At 65.3% G+C, this 18,790-nt stretch carries 15 protein-coding genes; 6 read left to right on the top strand and 9 right to left on the bottom strand.

What is annotated here, in order from left to right; genetic code table 11:
* Positions 1–26: 26 nt before the first annotated feature.
* Together PKE71_RS10425 and PKE71_RS10420 are read left to right on the top strand one after the other, a co-directional pair.
* Entirely contained in the window at positions 27–1,283 is a 1,257-nt protein-coding gene (locus PKE71_RS10425; RefSeq protein WP_271186911.1) for a glutamate-5-semialdehyde dehydrogenase, read from the top strand.
* A 50-nt stretch (positions 1,284–1,333) separates the two neighbouring features.
* Positions 1,334–2,974, top strand: a complete 1,641-nt coding sequence (locus tag PKE71_RS10420) for a sodium:solute symporter family transporter (protein ID WP_271186910.1) — start codon at positions 1,334–1,336, stop codon at positions 2,972–2,974.
* 75 nt (positions 2,975–3,049) lie between these two features.
* On the opposite strand, the gene PKE71_RS10415 is transcribed toward PKE71_RS10420, so the two are convergent.
* The 3 genes from PKE71_RS10415 to PKE71_RS10405 are packed head-to-tail and all read right to left on the bottom strand — an operon-like array spanning position 3,050 to position 5,608.
* Complete coding sequence (locus tag PKE71_RS10415) at positions 3,050–4,786, bottom strand: sensor histidine kinase (protein ID WP_271186909.1); 1,737 nt, start codon at positions 4,784–4,786, stop codon at positions 3,050–3,052.
* Entirely contained in the window at positions 4,768–5,379 is a 612-nt protein-coding gene (locus PKE71_RS10410; protein WP_271186908.1) for a sigma-70 family RNA polymerase sigma factor, read from the bottom strand. Before PKE71_RS10410 ends, PKE71_RS10415 begins: the two co-directional genes overlap by 19 nt.
* Positions 5,372–5,608 (bottom strand): NepR family anti-sigma factor, encoded by a 237-nt coding sequence (locus tag PKE71_RS10405; RefSeq protein ID WP_271186907.1) that lies wholly within the window; start codon positions 5,606–5,608, stop codon positions 5,372–5,374. The genes PKE71_RS10410 and PKE71_RS10405 overlap by 8 nt, the downstream gene beginning before the upstream one ends.
* Positions 5,609–5,798: 190 nt before the next feature.
* Between PKE71_RS10405 and PKE71_RS10400 the strand changes: the two genes are divergently transcribed.
* The gene (locus PKE71_RS10400; RefSeq protein ID WP_271186906.1) at positions 5,799–6,578 is read left to right on the top strand and encodes a response regulator; all 780 of its coding nucleotides are present in this window, start codon (positions 5,799–5,801) and stop codon (positions 6,576–6,578) included.
* A gap of 342 nt (positions 6,579–6,920) precedes the next feature.
* Here PKE71_RS10400 and PKE71_RS10395 read toward each other — a convergent pair whose 3' ends face one another.
* Positions 6,921–7,226, bottom strand: a complete 306-nt coding sequence (locus PKE71_RS10395) for an EF-hand domain-containing protein (RefSeq protein WP_271186905.1) — start codon at positions 7,224–7,226, stop codon at positions 6,921–6,923.
* 211 nt (positions 7,227–7,437) lie between these two features.
* Here PKE71_RS10395 and PKE71_RS10390 point away from each other — a divergent pair, with 211 nt between their 5' ends.
* Both PKE71_RS10390 and PKE71_RS10385 read left to right on the top strand, forming a co-directional pair.
* On the top strand, positions 7,438–8,199 hold the full coding sequence (locus tag PKE71_RS10390; protein ID WP_271186904.1) for an SDR family NAD(P)-dependent oxidoreductase: 762 nt from the start codon (positions 7,438–7,440) through the stop codon (positions 8,197–8,199).
* 89 nt (positions 8,200–8,288) lie between these two features.
* Positions 8,289–8,492 (top strand): hypothetical protein, encoded by a 204-nt coding sequence (locus tag PKE71_RS10385; RefSeq protein WP_271186903.1) that lies wholly within the window; start codon positions 8,289–8,291, stop codon positions 8,490–8,492.
* Positions 8,493–8,522: 30 nt separating this feature from the next.
* Here PKE71_RS10385 and PKE71_RS10380 read toward each other — a convergent pair whose 3' ends face one another.
* Together PKE71_RS10380 and PKE71_RS10375 are read right to left on the bottom strand one after the other, a co-directional pair.
* Positions 8,523–9,290 carry a LytR/AlgR family response regulator transcription factor gene (locus PKE71_RS10380; protein ID WP_271186902.1) on the bottom strand — a complete coding sequence of 256 codons (768 nt, stop codon included), beginning with the start codon at positions 9,288–9,290 and terminating at the stop codon, positions 8,523–8,525.
* Complete coding sequence (locus PKE71_RS10375; protein ID WP_271186901.1) at positions 9,268–11,025, bottom strand: sensor histidine kinase; 1,758 nt, start codon at positions 11,023–11,025, stop codon at positions 9,268–9,270. The genes PKE71_RS10380 and PKE71_RS10375 overlap by 23 nt, the downstream gene beginning before the upstream one ends.
* A gap of 176 nt (positions 11,026–11,201) precedes the next feature.
* Here PKE71_RS10375 and PKE71_RS10370 point away from each other — a divergent pair, with 176 nt between their 5' ends.
* Positions 11,202–14,180 carry a TonB-dependent receptor plug domain-containing protein gene (locus tag PKE71_RS10370; protein WP_271186900.1) on the top strand — a complete coding sequence of 993 codons (2,979 nt, stop codon included), beginning with the start codon at positions 11,202–11,204 and terminating at the stop codon, positions 14,178–14,180.
* Between the two features lie 59 nt (positions 14,181–14,239).
* On the opposite strand, the gene PKE71_RS10365 is transcribed toward PKE71_RS10370, so the two are convergent.
* Genes PKE71_RS10365 through PKE71_RS10355 form a run of 3 tightly spaced genes read right to left on the bottom strand, consistent with a single transcriptional unit; the run spans position 14,240 to position 18,597 of the window.
* Complete coding sequence (locus PKE71_RS10365; protein ID WP_271186899.1) at positions 14,240–15,445, bottom strand: efflux RND transporter periplasmic adaptor subunit; 1,206 nt, start codon at positions 15,443–15,445, stop codon at positions 14,240–14,242.
* A gap of 12 nt (positions 15,446–15,457) precedes the next feature.
* Complete coding sequence (locus tag PKE71_RS10360; protein ID WP_271186898.1) at positions 15,458–17,860, bottom strand: ABC transporter permease; 2,403 nt, start codon at positions 17,858–17,860, stop codon at positions 15,458–15,460.
* Positions 17,854–18,597 carry an ABC transporter ATP-binding protein gene (locus PKE71_RS10355; protein ID WP_373878809.1) on the bottom strand — a complete coding sequence of 248 codons (744 nt, stop codon included), beginning with the start codon at positions 18,595–18,597 and terminating at the stop codon, positions 17,854–17,856. Before PKE71_RS10355 ends, PKE71_RS10360 begins: the two co-directional genes overlap by 7 nt.
* Between the last annotated feature and the right edge of the window lie 193 nt (positions 18,598–18,790).

The raw sequence follows: 18,790 nt of genomic DNA, 5'->3' as shown, positions 1-18,790 counted from the left end.
CACTCCAGACCCCGAGCGAACGAGACATGTCAGATCGTATGCAAGCCTATATCGAACAATTGGGACGCCAGGCCAAGGAGGCGGCGCGCCAGCTCGCGACAGCCTCCACCGAGCGCAAGAATGCCGCGCTGAACGCCGCGGCCGCCTCCCTGCGCCTTCACGCCAACGACCTCATCGAGGCCAATCGCAAGGACGTCGAGAGCGTGCGCGAAGCCGGCAAGCCGGACTCCTTCATCGACCGGCTGATGCTGGACGAGGCGCGCATCGAGGGCGTCGCCCAGGCCATCGAGGCCATCGCGACCCTGCCCGACCCGGTCGGCCGCCAGCTGATGTCCACGGAACGCCCCAACGGGCTGCGCATCGAACGCGTCGCCGTGCCGCTGGGCGTGATCGGGATGATCTATGAGTCGCGCCCGAATGTCGGCGCCGATGCCGGCGCCCTGTGCCTGAAATCCGGCAATGCCGTCATCCTGCGCGGCGGTTCGGAGAGCCTCAACTCCACCCGCATCATCGTGGAGTGCATGAAGGAAGGCCTGCGCGAGGCGGACCTTCCGGAAAACGCGATCCAGATGGTCGACACCACCAATCGCGCCGCCGTGCAGCACCTGCTGCAGTGCACCGATTATGTCGATCTGGTGATTCCGCGCGGCGGCAAGGGCCTTGTCTCGCTGGTGCGCGACCAGGCCAAGGTGCCGACGCTGCTGCACCTGGACGGCAATTGCCACACCTATGTCCACCAGCGTGCCGACCTGACCAAGGCGGCCGCCATCGTGAAGAATGCCAAGCTGCGCCGCACCGGCATCTGCGGTGCGACCGAGAGCCTGGTCGTCGACCGCGCGGTCGCCGGCGATTTCCTGCCCGGCCTGGTCGATAGCATGGCGGGTTGCGAATTCCGCGGCGATGCCGATGCTGTCGCCATCGACAGCCGCATCAAGCCGGCCAGCGAGGAAGACTGGGACACCGAATATCTCGACAGCTGCCTGTCGGTGAAACTGGTCGACGGGCTGGAAGAGGCAATGAACTGGGTGTCCGATCACTCCTCGGCCCACACCGATGCCATCGTCACCGAGGATCCCGATGCCGCCGCCGCCTTCCTGACAGCCATCGACAGCGCCGTCGTGATGCACAATGCTTCGACGCAATTCTCCGACGGGGGCGAGTTCGGCATGGGTGCGGAAATCGGTATCGCGACCGGCAAGATGCATGCCCGCGGCCCGGTCGGGCTGGAGCAGCTCACCTCCTTCAAATACCTCGTTCACGGGGACGGCCAGACCCGCGCCTGACGCACCCGTGTCCGGCCGCCCCTTCCTGACCATCAACCCAAGGCAAGCTCATGGATATTGAAGCTCTGATCTCCCTTGCGCTCTATTTCGTCCTGATGATGGCGATCGGCCTCTACGCCTATCGCAAGTCAACGGACGACGTGTCGGGCTACATGCTCGGCGGGCGCCAGCTGAACCCCGCCGTGGCCTCGCTGTCGGCGGGCGCCTCGGACATGAGCGGCTGGATGCTCATGGGCTTGCCCGGCGCGATCTTCGCCACCGGCATGTCAGAGGCCTGGATCGCCATCGGTCTGATGATCGGGGCCTATTTCAACTACCGCCTGGTGGCGCCGCGGCTGCGCGTCTACACCGAGATTGCCGACGACGCGATCACCATTCCGGACTTCTTCGAGAAGCGTTTCGCGGACCATTCGCGCATGCTGCGCGTCATCTCCGCCGTGGTGATCATCATCTTCTTCACCCTCTATACCTCGGCCGGCGTCGTGTCGGGCGGCAAGCTGTTCGAGGCCTCCTTCGGCCTGGACTACCGCCTCGGTCTGTTCCTGACGGCGGGGGTCGTCGTCGCCTATACCCTGTTCGGCGGCTTCCTGGCGGTGTCGCTGACCGACTTCGTGCAGGGCTGCATCATGTTCGTCGCGCTGGTCCTGGTGCCGGTGGTGACGATCATGCAGCTCGGCGGGTTCGGCCCGACGGTGGATGCGCTGAGCACGCTGAGCGTCGATGTCGGCGGATGGGAGAAATCCTATCTCTCCATGATCCCGCAGGAGAGTCTCGGCCTCGCGGCCATCGGCATCATCTCCACCATGTCCTGGGGCCTGGGCTATTTCGGCCAGCCGCACATCATCGTGCGTTTCATGGCAGTGCGTTCGCTCAAGGACGTCGCCGTCATGCGCCGCATCGGCATGAGCTGGATGCTGATCACCGTGCTGGGTGCCGTGCTGACCGGTGCCGCCGGCCTGGCCTATGTGAAGAGCCAGAATATCGACGTTGCCGACGGCGTTCCGATCGCCCGCGTGATCGAGGCACCGACCGATGCGACGACGTTCAGCGAGCTGGACAATATCGACACCACCGGCGCCTTCTCGGACGGCGATGTGGTTCTGGGTGACCAGGAGACGATCTTCATCCTGCTCTCGCAGGTGATCTTCCACCCCTATATCGCCGGCTTCCTGCTGGCCGCGATCCTGGCGGCGATCATGAGTACGATCTCGTCCCAGCTGCTGGTCTCGTCGAGTTCGCTGACGGAGGATTTCTACAAGATCTTCCTGAGGCGGGGGGCCAGCCAGAAGGAGCTGGTGCTGGTCGGACGCCTGTCCGTGCTGGCGGTGTCGCTGGTGGCGATCGCCCTGGCTTTCGACCCCGATTCCAACATCCTCAACCTGGTCTCCAACGCCTGGGCCGGTTTCGGTGCCGCCTTCGGCCCGGTCGTCCTGATCAGCCTGTTCTGGCGCGGCATGACCAGGCTGGGCGCGATTGCCGGCATGGTGACCGGCGCCGTGACGGTGCTGGCCTGGATCTACGTCTTCAACCTGTCGGGTGTGATGTACGAGATCGTGCCGGGCTTCATCGCCGCGACGATCGCCATCATCGTGGTCTCGATGGTGTCGAAGGATCCGGAAAGCCAGGTCACCGATTATTTCGACGAGATGACCGGTATCCTGAAAAAGGGCGAACTGCCCGGCAAGGAATAGACCCTTCGGGCCCAACAAACGGCAACGGCCGGCGGAGCGATCCGCCGGCCGTTTTCATTCCGATGACAATGCCGATCAGGCGGGAAAGCGGATGGTCACGCAGGCTCCGCCCTCCGGCGAAACCGACCGGGCGAGCTCGCCGCCCAGGCGCTGGGCCAGCGCTTCCATCAGCGAGGAGCCCATGCCCTTGCCGGCCCCTTCCGCATAACCCTTGCCATTATCGCTCACCGAGACGGTCGCCTCGCCCTCGCTGATCCGTTCAAGGCTGACCGTCACCAGGCCCGGCTCGGACATGCCCGGTTCGAAGGCGTGCTTGTAGGCATTGGTCACGGCCTCGGTGATGAACAGGGCGGCCGGAATGGCGATGTCGGGGTCAAGCTCGACATTGTCGGCCTCGACGCGGGTATCGACATCACAGCCATAGACCGTGCTGGCCTGGCGCAGATGGTAGAGCAGCTGTTCGAGGAAGGGGGCCATCTCGACGACCCGTAGATCGTCATTCTCGTAGAGCGTCCGGTGGACGAGGGCGAGCGCATTGATCCGGCCGCCGGCCTCGGAAAGAACGCGCCGGGCCTCGGCGTCGCTGGTCCGGCGGGCCTGGATATTCAGGAAGCTCATCGTCACCTGGAGATTGTTCTTCACCCGGTGATGGATTTCCCGCAGCAGGGCGCCGCGTTGTTCGGCCTCGTTTTCCAGCTCCGCCGTCCGGGCTTCCAGATCATTGGCCATCGAGGCCATCGTCTCCGCCAGGGTGCGGATTTCCGCCGGCGCGCGGCTGGCCCGCACAGGCTGCAGGCCCAGCCGTCCGCTGCCGTAGAGACGGGCCATGCGGCCGAGATAGGAAAGCCAGCGCAGCACGAAGAAATCGACCGCCAGCGAGACACACAGCAGCGCCAGCAGCCACATCAGCGACGGCACCAGCACCGTTCCCACAATGTCGAAGCCCGCCCAGCTGCCGAGTATCAGCGACGGCGCGATCAGCACCAGCTGGATATCGCGGCCGGCCAGCGGCGCCACCAGGAGTGCCCGGCCAGCCAGACCGCTGACATTCTCCAGCATGACCGGTTCACCGGTTTCGCGCACCCGGGCGAGAACACCGTCGGGCAGGCGGGAAATGCGCTCCTCGCGCGGACCGTCGGGAATATAGGCGAGATTGCCGTCGGCATCGCTCAGCGCCAGGCTGGCCTCCGGCGGCAGGGCCTGCATCTGCAGCAGGCTGCGGGCCGGGCGGGTGTCGATATCGACCGCGACCGCGCCGGCGAATTCGCCATCGGCGACGAGCCGGCGCGCCACCGTCATCACCGGCCGCTGCACCGTCCACCAGTCCAGATAGACGTCGCTGAAAACCTCTTCCTCGCCCTCTCTGAGACGCACGAACCAGTCGAGTCCCGCCAGCTGGACGCTGTTGGAATCGACCGTTTCCACCGCGGCGCAGACAATGACGCCATCCCGGTCGATCAGCTTGATATTGGAATAGATCGGCTGGGCCGCCCGCACGGCGGCCAGCGTGTCGACGCAGCGGCGACCGCTCAGACTGCCGATATCGGGATAATTCGCCAGCGCGGTGACCACGCCGGACACACGGTCCAGTTCACCGGCCAGATCGGCAGACGCCTCGACCAGCGCGGAATGCAGGCTGTCGCGCTGGCGGGCACTTTCCTCGCGGAATTCGATCACACCCTGGGCGACGGAGAGAACAAGGAGCGGGCTCAGGCTGAGCGTCAGAATCGCCAGCAGCTGCAGCCGCAGGCCCCGTCCCTGCTCCCGCCCCCCGTTTGATCTGGAAGACCCGCTCAGCCGGCCGACGGGCATTCGGATATATGCTCAAGCTCGTTGAGAATGGTGTCCAGCGCGTCGGACGCCGAAACGCCGTCCCCGCCCGCAGCCAAAGCCGGACCTTTCTCGAGCACTTCAAGCAATCGAGCCCGGGCGCGGTTGACACGGCTCTTCATCGTGCCCACTGCGCAGCCGCAGATATCGGCCGCCTCCTGATAGGCATACCCGCCCGCACCGACCAGCAGCAGCGCTTCGCGATGCTCGGCCGACAGCTCGTCGAGCGCGCGGCGCACATCGTCCAGCGCCAGCACATTGTCCTGGTCGACCGCCGCCGGCAGCGTCTCGCGCGCGGTTTCCTCGTCCAGCTGGACCTGGCGCCAGGAGCGGCGTTTGTCGGAATAGAACTGGTTGCGCACGATGGTCAGCACCCAGGCCTTGAAATTCGTGTTGGCGCGGAACTGGTGCCGCCGGTGCCAGGCACGCAGCATGGCATCCTGGGCCAGATCGTCAGCGGCCGTCGCATCGCCGGTAAGGCCGCGCGCAAACGCACGCATATGCGGAATCATGTCGTGGAGCAGGGCCTTGAACTCGGTCTCGGGCACCTGCTCGACCGGACTGCCGTCAGCCATCCGACACCCCCTCTTCCGCCTTGCCTGCCGTCTTTCCGGCAGGCTCGGCCGCATCGTCGCCGGTCTCGTCCAACGCGCTGAGGAGTGCTGCGAAATCGTCCGGAACGCCTTCGTCCAGGACGCTGTCATACATGTCCCGCAACCGGCGCCCGATGAGCTGCTGCCGCGCCCGCGCCGTATCGGCGTCGACGGACCTGGGCGGACGGGAATCTGAAGAATCGTCTCTCATGATTTCCATGTTTTCTATGCCGCACGCTTTCACAAGCCTAACACGAACCGGCGGAAAAACACCGTCTCGGCGCATGAAACGCCCCAAGCTGCAATGGGTTCCATCTTTTTTCAGGGACGCTGGAACCGCTCGCGCGGGAATGCGTTATGCTGAGGGCTGGACTGTTGATTATCGGAGGGACGAGGGCCAGATGCCGTTCTCGGAAAACGTAAAACCCCACATTCCCTATCTGCGGCGCTATGCGCGCCTGCTGACGGGTGATCAAGGGTCGGGCGACGCGATTGTGCGGGCCGCTCTGGAAGCAGCGGTCGCCGGCGTCACGCCGATCGACCGGGACCTGCCGCCGCGGGTTTCGCTCTACAAGCTGCTTCACGACAACTGGAAACAGGACGCGGCTGCGCCGGCCGGCGGAAGCGCCGCCCAGGAACGCCTGACGCGCATTCCGACCAAGGCCCGCCAGGCGCTTCTGCTGACAGCGGTCGAGGGCTTTTCCGTGCGCGATGCGGCGATCATACTTTCGGTTTCCACCGACGATATCGACCGGCTGACGGTCGAGGCGCAGGGCGCGATCGAGGACGGTCTGCGCACGCGCGTCCTGATCATCGAGGACGAGCCGGTTGTGGCGCTGGATATCGAGGCGATCATTGCCGAGGGCGGCCACGAAATCGTCGGCATTGCCCGCACCCGCCAGGAAGCCGTCGATCTGTATCGCACCAATGACGTGGAACTGATCCTGGCCGATATCCAGCTGGCGGACGGCTCCTCCGGCATCGACGCGGTCAATGACATTCTCGCCGAGTCGGACGTGCCGGTGATCTTCATCACCGCCTATCCGGAGCGCCTGCTGACGGGTGAGCGGCCGGAACCGACCTATCTCATCACCAAGCCCTTCATGCCGGAAACGGTTGCCGCAACGATCGGCCAGGTCCTGTTCTTCTTCGAGCCGGCCGAACCCGCGCCGGCACAATAATCGCAGCGCATTTGAACTCGACTTGCGGGAGGCTCGTCCCGGGCCTCCTGCTGCTGCGTTCAGCTGAGCTGAACGAGCAGCAGGATCACCGAAAGGCTGAACAGGGTCAGATAGATCACGACCCGTGACGGTGTTTCTCCGGGCTTCATCCTTGCCTCCGTAGTGTTTGTCTTATCAAGGCAGTAAAGCAACGCGCCGCTCCGGCTTCTGTTCCCCGTCACTGCTCGGATTCCCCTTGTGTTGCAGGCGATCCGGGGATTTTTCTCAACACCCCCTGCCCCGCACAAATGAAAACGCCCGCCTCTTTCGAGGCGGGCGCTTCGCAACGTACCGGGAACCGGATCAGCCGTTGTACGGCTCGGTCTCGGTTTCCGTGTCGTCCTCGTCGGTCGACGCATCTTCGCTGCTCTCTTCCGGGTTCGCCATCTTCCAGGTGTCGAACTCGTCCTCATTGAGTTCGCCATCGGCGTCGGCGTCGTAGGCATCGAAGCCCTCGGACGTCACGTCCGGAGCGATCGCCTGGACTTCGGCGAGGCTCAGGCCACCGCTCATGTCCGTGTCGGCATCAGCAAAGGTGGTATCCTGGGCAAAAACCGGAGCGGCCAGACCAAAGGCAGCGACGGAAGCGATCAGAACAGTCTTTTTCATCTAGGTCTCTCCATTGTTGACCGGTGCTGCGGGCCTGAACCGGGGGGATCTTGTGGCCCGTGCACTTCATCAACGCACCGGTCTCGACTTCGATCCATCGCCGGATGCGAAATTTCGCGGAAATCGTCATGACAGCGATACCGCATGCTGGATTTGCGCGACGGCAGCCGGTATCGCTCACAAAGTTGATAAGGAAAAGCAGGAGCCTCCCATGAGTTCACTGACCGGACGCGTGGCCGTTGTCACCGGCGCATCGAGCGGCCTCGGCCGCCGGTTTGCCCATCTTCTCAGCGATGCAGGTGCCTCGGTTGCGCTGATGGCCCGCCGCGAGGATCGCCTTGCAAGCGAAGTCGAAGCCATCAAGGAAAAGGGCGGCAAGGCCATCGCGCTGCCCCTCGATGTCGTGGATGCCGAGGCCATCGGTCCGGCTCTCGACAAGGCCCAGGATGCACTCGGTCCGATCTCGATCATGGTGAACAATGCCGGCGTCGGCGGCGACGGTGCCGCCCTGACCATGCCGGTGGAGCGCTTCGACAACACGTTCGACGTCAATGTGCGCGGCGTTTTCTATGGCGCGCGCGAGGCTGCCAGCCGCATGATCAACAGCGGCGTTGCCGAACGCGAAGAGGCGCGGATCATCAATATCGCCTCCATGGCCGCCTTCGCGACCCTGCCCGGCCTGTCCGTCTATTGTGCCTCCAAGGCGGCCGTCGTGGCGATGACCAAGAATCTCGCGCGCGAGTGGGCGAAATACCGCATCGGCGTGAATGCGATCTGCCCGGGCTATATCGAGACCGAGATCAATTCGGACTGGTTCAAGACCGAGGGCGGACAACGCCAGATCCAGGGCTTCCCGCGCCGCCGGCTGATGGACGCCTCATCCCTCGACGCGACCTTCATGATGCTCGCCGGCGACGGGTCGCGCTTCATGACCGGAACCGCCATCACCATCGACGACGGACAGACGCTCTGACGCGCCGCCCGGCACCTGACTGATGACGGATGGAACGCCTTCGCATTGCGCGCGTTGGTTTAGTGGACCAATCAGAAGGAGAGTTGGGTATGAAATCGAGTCATTGGCTTGTTCTGCTGTCCGCCGCCGGCATCCTGGCTGCCTGTTCCGACGGGCCGGCCGAAAACACCGGTGAGGACGTCGATTCCGCCATCGAGGACGTGACGGGCGAGGATACCGACGCGTTCGAGGAAGCCGGCGAGAACGTCGACGAAGCCACCGAAGACGTGGACGACGAACCGCAACGCTTCTAGATCAATCCCATCGCAGTTGGGATCGATGAACTAGGAGATCGGCCGGGCCAGAAGGGTGTTCACACGCCCTTCGAACGCCCGGCCGACCCGTATTTCGGTACCATCGTTCAGGCGCAGCGTCTTGCTGCCCGTCGGCGTCGCGGCGGTCCGGGCGACCCGGCGCAGATTGACGATCGCCGACCGGTGCACCCGCGCGAACTGGTGATCGTCGAGATTTTTCTCCATCGCCGTCATCGTCGCCCGCATCAGCCAGGACCGCGCTCCGGCGTGGATGCGCACATAATCGCCCTCGGCCTCGATCCAGTCGATGCGGTTCTTTTCCAGACGCATGCGGCCATTGCGATCGCGGATCCACAGATCCGGATGCCCCTCCCCGTCATGACCGCGCAGTGTGTGGACCAGCGCTTCCAGCTCGTCCGCCCGCGCCGTCGCATCGCGGCTGGCCAGTTGCGTGCGGGCCCGGCCCAGCGCCTCGTCCAGACGCTCCATCTCGACAGGCTTGAGCAGATAGTCGATGGCCGCGGCCTCGAACGCCTTTACCGCGTGAGCCTCGTAGGCAGTCACGAAGATGATCTCCGGCCGCACGGTCTGTGACAGGATGGACGCGATCTCGAACCCGTCGAGCTGCGGCATCTGGATATCGAGGAAGACGACATCCGGGTTGAGTTCCCGCGCGGCTTTCGCGGCAGCGTGACCGTCCCGGACGGCGGCCACCACATCGACCCAGGGCCGCCGCGACAGCAGGATTTCCAGCCGGCGCAGGGCCAGCGGTTCGTCATCGACCAGAAGTACGCGCATCGCTCTCCTCCTCCCGTTCCGTGATTTTCGGCGCTCTCGATCGCTCCAGCGGCATCGTGATCACCGCTGCAAACCCGCCCTCCGGCTGCGGCCCGGCCTCCAGTCGCCCGGTATCGCCGTACAACACGGCCAGACGGGCGCGGATATTGCTCAGACCCACGCCTCCACCGCTGTAGGCGCGCGTGGAGACCCCGCCCGACCCTGTATCCGTCACCCGAAGCTCCAGGGTATCGTCCGACAGTGCCTTTGCCTCGACAGTCACGCGGACCGCACGGGTTGTCTGGGACACCGCGTATTTGACGGCATTCTCCAGCAAGGGCTGCAGGATCATGGTCGGCACCAGTGCATCCTCCACCACGGGATCGATATCGACCGCGATTTTCAGACGGTCGGCAAAGCGCGTCTGCTCGATCTCCAGATACAGGCGCTGAGCATCAATCTCCCGGCGCAGCGGAACCCGGTCGTCGGGCGCGGCATCCAGGGTAAAGCGCAGGAATTTGGACAATTGCGTGAGCATCTTGTCCGCTTCGTTGGCCCGGGCATCGAGCAAGAGCGAGGAAATCGCATTGAGCGTGTTGAACAGGAAATGCGGGTTGAGCTGGAAGCGCAGCATTTTCAGCTGTGATTCCTGGGCCAGCATGATCGAATTGTAGAGCTGGCGCTCCTGCGAACGCAGCCGCTTTGCTGCGTCCAGTGCCAGATAGAAGCCGATCCAGCCGACAAAGACCGGGAAGTTCAGGAACATCCAGCGCGGCGCCAGATAGAGCAATAGCGGCAGACCGGTATCGACAGGTTCGCCATTCCGCATCGGCGGCTCACCCGGCAGAACCTGGAAGTAGGAAAACCAGATGGCACAGACATAGATCATCGTCAGAATGATCGCGACCCCCAGCGCCAGGGCGGCGCGCCGGTATAGCGGCCAGAGCCGGGTCGGCTTGAGGACGAGGAAGTGCGCCACGGACGAGGCGGTCATGCCGATCCCCTCGCCAAGAACGACACGCCAGGCCGTGCTGATGCTGTCGCCGCCATTGATCAGATTGGCCGTCGAGAACACGACCATGGCGGTCCAGAACACGCCCTGGAACGTCCAGAACCAGCGGGCATTCAGCCCGTCCCAGACCTCGGTCCGCCCGAACAGCCGCGTACGCAGCCATTCCTGTGCATCATCGTCTTCCGACACCCCGCCGGGTGCGGCACGCCCCTGGTCGAGCAGCAGGTAGAAGCCGCCATAGGCCGCGAACACCCAGTAATGCACCAGCATAATGCGCAACATGCCTTCGGTGCCGCCGTCCGGCGTTTCGGGGGGCGGCATAAGCGGTCCGACAAGCACCAGCACCACAGCCGAATAGATCGCCACGCCCACCAGGGCGAGAGCCGCGGCGAGGGCAAGGCGCGCGGCGGGCCCCCAGCGGCGCACCTCGGACAAAGCCAGCGCCATGCCGATCGACAGGCCGGCCCCGACCGTATCGCTGAGCAAGGGGCGCCAGGCCGTCACGGCCGACCCGCCAAAGGCGTCCCAGCCATAGGCCAGCGTCACGAGGCTGAAACAGCCCCAGAAGATTCCCGTGAAGACAAGCAGTCCGCGGAAGCCCAGCGCCGTACTCGGTGCCCTGTGGTGCCTCTCTGGAACAAACGCGGTCTCGATATCCCTCTGCATCGCGCCAGTATATGCAGGACCGCGGCCACACTGGAAACGCCCGTCAACGTCATTGATCGCGCTTTTCAGACCGTTCACCGAAGAATTCCGGACTTTTCGCCGCGACCAAGCCCGCTAATCGCGTTTTACACGATGATCGACGCTTTGCCGGCGAAGTGTCGCACGCCCCCATGACAGCGTGGATGGAGACGAGCGGGGGGACCGCACGTCGGGGCGCGAACGCGCCTGTCTCAATCCATGCCTAAGAGGGAAAAATGAGCGGACATTACCGATACTTGCCCAGATTGCGCAAAGCGCTGCTGGGCGGCGTTGCGCTGAGCCTTGCCGCCGCCGGCGCGCCTGCACTGGCGCAGGACGAGCCGAACTCCGGCAATGATATTGTCGTGGTCACCGGCACGCGTATCCAGTCGCCCAACGTGGTCTCCAGCAGCCCGGTGACATCGGTCAGCGAAGTCGAACTGGAATTCCAGCAAGAGGCGAATATCGAGCGGATATTCCGCAATCTTCCATCGACGATCCCCGGCGATGGCCAGAACGTCAACAATGGCACCTCCGGCGCCGCATCGATCAACCTGCGAGGCCTCGGGACCAATCGAAGCCTGGTTCTGGTCGACGGCAAACGCCTGACGCCGTTCTCGCTGGCCGGCACCGTCGATACCCAGACCATTCCCGTGAACATGCTCGAACGGGTCGACGTGGTCACCGGCGGGGCGTCCGCGGTCTACGGCTCCGATGCCATGTCCGGCGCGATCAACTTCATCCTGAAGAATGATTTTGAAGGCGTGGAGTTGAGCTATGAGGGCCGCGCGTCGGAACAGTCGGACGGCGAACAGCACAATCTGTCCGTCCTTCTGGGCACCAATCTCGACAACGGTCGCGGCAATGTCATGGCCAGCCTGGGCTATACCCAGCGCATGGGCGTGCAGTTCGGCGATCGCCCGTTCGGGCTTGTCGGCGTCTCGTCGACCAACGGCTCCGGTCTGGGCGGCGCCCCGTTGCTGCCCGAAGAGGCGGACTGCCAGTCACCGAACGGGGTCGACAACACGGCCTCCGGCTCCACCACCGCCATTCCGACCGCGCTGGACCTGCCGGGACAGACCCTGCAATTCCGCAATGACGGAACGCTGGGACCGCGCTGTTCCCGCTTCAACTTCAATCCGTTCAACTACTACCAGACACCCCAGGAGCGGTTTAATCTCGATTTCGTCGGCCGCTACGAGATCAACCGGCATTTCGAGCTCTACGGCCGCGGCAATTTCACCGCGACGAATGTGACCCAGCAGATCGCGCCCTCCGGCGTGTTCGGCAATGTGTTCACTGTGCCGCTGATGAATCCCTTCCTGTCGGCCTCGGCCCGCCAGTCGATCCTGGACCAGATCAACAGCTTTGCAACGAATGCGGGCGTCGGCGTGTTCGATCCGACGACCGGCGCGATCGACAATAATTCCAACGGCGTTTTCGATCTCAGCGACTCCATTTCGGTGCCGATCCGCCGCCGCACGCTGGAACTGGGCACACGCTCGGAAGCCTTCGATGCCAACCAGTTCCATCTCGTTGCCGGCCTGCGCGGTGATCTGTGGGGCGACTGGAGCTATGACCTGTCCTACCAGCACGGCGAGTCCGACCGGACCCGGGTGCGCGCCGGCTACACGAATGTGACCAATATCGCGACGGCGCTGAACACGGTCGACGCGACGACCTGTATCACGCCGAACGGACAGGTCGGCCCATCGACCTGCGTGCCGCTGGATCTGTTCTCCGGCGGTTTCGGGACCATCACCGACGCCATGGCGGGTTATGCCTCGGTCACCGCCTTGCTGCAGGAGAAGACGACGCAGGACATCCTGTCCGCTTCGGCAAGCGGGCCGGTGTCCGGCTGGCAGATGCCCTGGGCAGACCATCCGGTCGACGCGGCGTTCGGGATCGAATACCGCCAGGAAACGGCATCGACCCTGCCCGACAACTGCCTGCAAACCCCGCCGACCAGCTGTCAGGGCGGCGCCGGCGGCAATGTGCTGCCGGTCTCCGGTTCCTATGACGTCTACGAGGCCTTCGGCGAGATGTTCATCCCGCTGGCCGAGGGGCGGCCCCTGTTCGAGGACCTCAATGTCGAGCTGGGCTATCGTCTTTCGGATTATTCCATCTCCGGCCAGTCGGCGACCTGGAAGGCCGGTATCAACTGGTCTCCGGTCGAAAGCCTGCGTCTGCGGGCCATGCTGCAGCAGGCCAACCGGGCCCCGAACATCGGCGAGCTGTTCAGCCCGATCACCACGGGCCTGTCCAACGCGACGTTCGACCCCTGCTCGGCCGGCAATCCCAACCCGATCGACGCCAATCTGCGCGCGCTGTGCGAAGCGACCGGCGTGCCGCCGGCGCTGGTCGGTGTCGTCGGCGATATCGTGTCGGGACAGGTCAACCAGTTCGGCGGTACCCAGCCGAATGCACTGCCCGGTCCGGAAACGGCCGAGACCCTGACGCTGGGCCTGGTCTGGTCGCCCAGCCTCAACCTGCCCCGCCTCACCGATCCGCTGATCTCGATCGACTACTACGATATCCAGATCGACGACTTCATCGGAACGTTCTCGGGACAGGAGGCGATGGATGCGTGCTACGTCCTGGCGGATCCGGCCGGCTGTGCCGGGATCGTGCGGATCAATGGATCGCTGGCAACGTCGGGGGCCGGCCTTCCCGGCTACAACACCAATCTGTCCTTCCGCCGGGCCGAAGGGATCGAGATCAGCGCCAATACGGGCTACGACCTGGGCAACTGGGGCAATCTCGATATCAACGTCAACGCCAACTACTACCTGACCAACGAGCTGCAATCGGCGCCCTTCTCGGCGGTGGTCGACTGCAACGGATATTACGGCACGACCTGCGATCCGGTGCCGCAACTGCGTATCGTGCAGCGCACGACGTGGCGCTTCGATGATGTCGAACTGTCCTACCTGTGGCGTCACCTGTCCGGCATGGACGCGCAGACAGGCGAGGCCGCAAACCTGTTCCCGGCCTTCCGTTCGATCGAAGCCTACGACTATTTCGATCTCGCCGGGTCCTACCGGCTGAGCGACAATGTCCGTTTCAACGCGACGGTCACCAACATCTTCGACGAGGATCCGCCGGTCATCGGCAACTCGACGGGGACAACCTCGTTCAACTCCGGCAACACCTTCCCCAGCCTCTATGACGTGCTGGGCCGGGTCTACACGGTGGGTGTGACGGTCAACTTCTAGGCCCCGACCAGCCGCCACATCCCTGTGCGGCGGCCCGGTCTTTCGGGCCGCCGTTCTTTTTATTCCGGATCGCGCAGCTCAACACGGACGCCGTCGGACAGGCCCGCGCCGGGATAGAGGATGATGCGGCGGCCCGGCTCGATCCCCGACAGCACCTCTGCGGTCTCGCCATTGTCGTGGCCGATCTCGACCGGCGTCAGACGGGCCCGGCCGTCCTCGACCCGGTAGACGGCCCAGCTGCCATCCTCGCGGAACAACGCCGCGACGGGCACCTGAACCGCCTCGCCCGTTTCCCACACCGTGATCGCCGCCTCGATCCGGTAGCCATGGCCCAGCCGCCGCCAGCTGTCGGCCGGCGCGTCGAAATCGAGGATCACATTGACCCGCTGTTCCTCGACCCCCAGCGCCGAGACCTTGAGGAAGCCATAGGGCTCGACCCGGCGCACGCGCGCCGGTAACGGATCGTCTCCCGCACCCCAGTCGGTGATCCGGGCGGCGGCACCCGCTTCAACCTGCACGGCTTCGGTGGAGAGAAATTCCGCCACGACCTCCAGATCCGCCGGATCGCCGATCTCCATCACGACAGCCCCAGGTGCGAGCGGCGTCTCGCTTTCCTGCAGCACACGCAGCACGACACCGCCGACGGGAGCCCGGATATCCAGCACACTGCCATTGCCGCCCGGCGCGCCGTCCGGCCCGAGCAGCCGGACACGCGCGGCTTCCACTTCCGCCTGCCGCATATTGACCGACGCCCGCGCCCGGTTGTCCGCTGCCCGGGCCGCGCGCAGCTCGCTGGCCACGCGATCGAGTTGTGCCTGGGAGGCGATGCCGCTGTCGAACAGCGCGCGGATACGCGCATGTTCCGACCGTGCAAGCTCCAGCGTGGCGGCGGTACTCTCGGCATCGGCGCGGGATGCGGCCAGGCCGGCCTCGGCGAGATCGACCGCAGCGCGCGCCTCGGCTTCGGTGCGGGCGTCCAGGAAGGCCGGTTCGCTGGGCAGGAGACGGGCGACCACATCGCCCGCCGCAACGGCATCGCCGGCTTCGGCCGCCACCCGCAGCAAGCGGCCACCGACCGGGGCTGCGACGGCATAGACATCGCGGATCCGCGTCCGCCCCTCATCGCTCACCGTGACCGACATGGGCCCGCTCATCACCTCGCCCATATCGACCGGCACCGGCCGCGGGCGGAAGGCCAGGACCAGAAGGACGATGACGATCAGGGCGGCCGATCCCCAGAACACGGTCCGGAAGCTGAGTTTCATGCGAGCGATCTCCTATTCGCCGGACTTGAGCACGGCGACCATGTCCAGCTTGTCCAGCCGGGAGCGGATCATGAGGGCAGATGATATCGCGATCACCAGCACGACACCGGCCGCATAGCCGTAGGTGCGCGGGCTGATCACGAAGGGCAGGCGGAACAGGTCCGAGCTCATCGCCTGGGAAAAGCCCCAGGCCAGCCCTGTTCCCAGAAGTGCACCGACCGGCAGGGCCAGCAGCGTCAGGATGGCAATCTCGCCAAGCAGCACATAGGCGACCTCGCCGCGCGTGAAGCCCAGAACGCGCAGCACGGCGAGTTCATGCTCGCGTTCGGAAAACGAGATCCGCACACTGTTGTAGACCACGCCGATCGCGATCAGGGCCGCGAACCCCGTATAGATGATGATCGAGGTGCCCAGGCTCTGGTCCAGCAGTTCGACGAAGCGGTCCTCGGCCTCGCTCTGCAGCGAGACGCCGGCAATGCCCGGCGTATCCTTGAGCCGGGCGTAGAGGGCGCGGGTTTCATGGGCATCGACCCGCAGGGACGCGCCCGACAGCACGCGCCCTTCGCCCAGCAGGCGGTTCAGGTCGCCGATCTCCATCTGCAGTCCGGAACCGACGAGGGTGGTGGTGACGGCCGAGACCGGCAGTTCGAAAACCGGGCGCCGCCCTTCTGTGACCTCGACCTCGATCCGGTCGCCGGCGGCTATGGACAGCTTGTCGGCCAGGTCCTGCGACATGACCAGGGCGCCCGGCGGGGCCTCGACGCTGCGATTGTCCAGATCGACCATGCGCGACAGGCGCGCCCCGCGCGGCACACCGGACAGCGCCGTGCGCTCCTCGGCGGCACCGTGCCGCAGCCGCACCGCCACCTGCCGCACAGGCTCGGCCTCGATCACGCCCGGCATGCGGCGCAGCGAATGAAAGGCCTCCCGGGAGCGCGGCTCGACAAAGGACACGGAGACGTCCTGCCGGTTGGCGCTGTTGAAATAGACGTCGATCATCACATCGACACTGTCGAGGAAGAAGAGTGTTCCGATCAGCAGACCGCCGGACACGGACACGCCGGCCAGGGTGAAAGCCGAGCGTCCCGGCCAGCGCAGGATCTGCCGGAACACCATCCGGGTCTGGCGATCGAGCATCCGCCAGCGCGTCAGGCCGGCGCCGATGGACTTGGAATAGTCCGGCGGCGGCGGGGCCCGCATCGCCACGGCCGGATCGAGCCGGGCCGCCCGCCAGGCGGCCAGGGCGCCACCGCCGCCCACGGCGAGCGCCGTCACGAGGCAGGCCGACAGGTAGACCCCCGCCTCGAGACGGAAGATCAGGAAGGGGAAGTGGTAGTATTCGGTATAGAGCACCGCCATCTGCCGGCCGAGCCAGGTGCCCAGGCCGAGCCCGATCGCCAGGCCCAGCACCCCGATCGCACCGGCGAACTTCACATAGTGCCAGACCACGTCGCCATCGTGATAGCCGAACGCCTTGAGCAGGCCGATCTCGGTGCGCTCCATCGCCACGAGCCGGGTGAGGACGACATTCACCAGAAAGGCGGCCACGGCGAGAAAGATCGGCGGCAGCACCCGCGCCATGGTCGATAATTGGGTGATCTCGCTGGAGATGAAGGCGTCCGAGATCTGCTGCTCCCGCCCGTAGGCACCCGGCGCACCATAGGGCGCCAGCAGCCGGTCCAGGGCGCCGGTCACTGCGGCCTCGGGATAGCCCGGTTCGAGCGTCACGACGGCCTCGGTAAAGGCGCCGTCGCGGTCGACGGCCTGGGCAAGGGCCTCGCGCCCCATCCAGACAACGCCGAACAGGCGGGCATCCGGCACAAGCTGCCCCGGCGCCACGGCATAGACATGCTCCGGCGACAGGGCGATCCCGACAATCCGCAGCGACTCCCGTCCGCCATGCAGCGTCAGGGAGACTGTGTCCCCGACTGCAATGCCGTGTGCCCGGGCGAAGGCATCGAGCAGAACGGCCTCGTCCCGCTGGCCGCGGCGCGGCAGGCGGCCCTCCGACAGATGGATGTGATTGACGGCGGGGCGGCCGCTGTCCGGCAGGGAAATCGCCTGGCCGCTGGCCGGGGCGTCCATGCCGGGAATGTCGAACAGGACATGCGAGGTCACCCGCGTCTCGGCCGCAGCCACGCCGGGAATGTCGCGGATATCGGCCAGGAGCCGGTCGGGCGCCCGCACCACCGGCGCCCAGACATCGGCAAACCGGTAGCGGTCGTAATAGGCGCGCCGGGTTTCCTGCAGCGAGTCGAGCATGCCGGCCGCCACGACGTGAACCGCGATGCCGGCGGCGACGACAAAGGCGATCGCGATGGCCTGCATCTTGGTTGCCCAGAGGTCACGCAGGAGTTTGCGGTCGAGCTTGCGCGGCACGAGGCGCGCCATGTCGAACCGCCCGCCGCCTACCATGCCAGATCCTCCGGATTGGCCCGTTCGGTGTTGACGCGGACATTGCCGACCTGCCCGTCGGAAAAGGTGATGACGCGATGCGCCATGTCCGCGACGCCGGCATTGTGGGTGATGATGATCGTCGTCGCCCCCAGCGTCTCGTTGACCGTCTTGAGCGCCTGCAGCACGCGGATGCCGGTCGCACTGTCCAGCGCGCCGGTCGGCTCGTCGCACAGCATGACCTCGGGCCGCTTGGCGATCGCCCGCGCGATCGCGACACGCTGCTGCTCACCGCCGGACAGTTCGGCCGGGAAATGATCCGCGCGCTTTTCCAGCCCGACCAGTTCGAGCGCCTCGCCGGCGGACAGACCGTTCTGCGCGATCTCCGTCACCAGTTCGACATTTTCCCGGGCCGTCAGGGAGGGCATGAGATTGTAGAACTGGAAGACGAAACCGACATGCCGGCGCCGATAAAGGGTCAGCGCCCGGGTCGAGGCCCGGGTGAGATCTTCGCCGCGGAACAGGAATTCGCCGCCGGTCGGGCGGTCCAGGCCGCCCAGTATGTTGAGCAGCGTGGACTTTCCCGACCCGGACGGCCCCAGCAGGACCACCAGATCACCCTCGGGAATCTCCAGATCGACCCCGCGCAAGGCATGCACGGCAGACGCACCGCTGCCATAGACTTTCGTCAGGCCGCGCGTGCGAAAACACGCCGTGTCTCGACTGCTCTGGCCCCGCGTGTCCTGCATGGGCTCCATCCACCCTTCACCGGCCCTCTATACCACGACGCGGCAGGCAGGACGTGCGCCCGGACGCCGCACAGCCCCGCTCGCACCGGATGATGGCACACGCTGACGGGCCCGACGTATAAAATATCGAGCACAAATTGCGCCTCGCCCCTAGCCGAGCCACTGAAAGCTCTGTTAATATTCTCTTAACAGGGTCAAGCGA

This window comes from Maricaulis virginensis (assembly GCF_027922185.1).
Classification (GTDB): Bacteria; Pseudomonadota; Alphaproteobacteria; order Caulobacterales; family Maricaulaceae; genus Maricaulis; species Maricaulis virginensis.
This window is presented reverse-complemented; position numbering and strand designations above follow the sequence as displayed.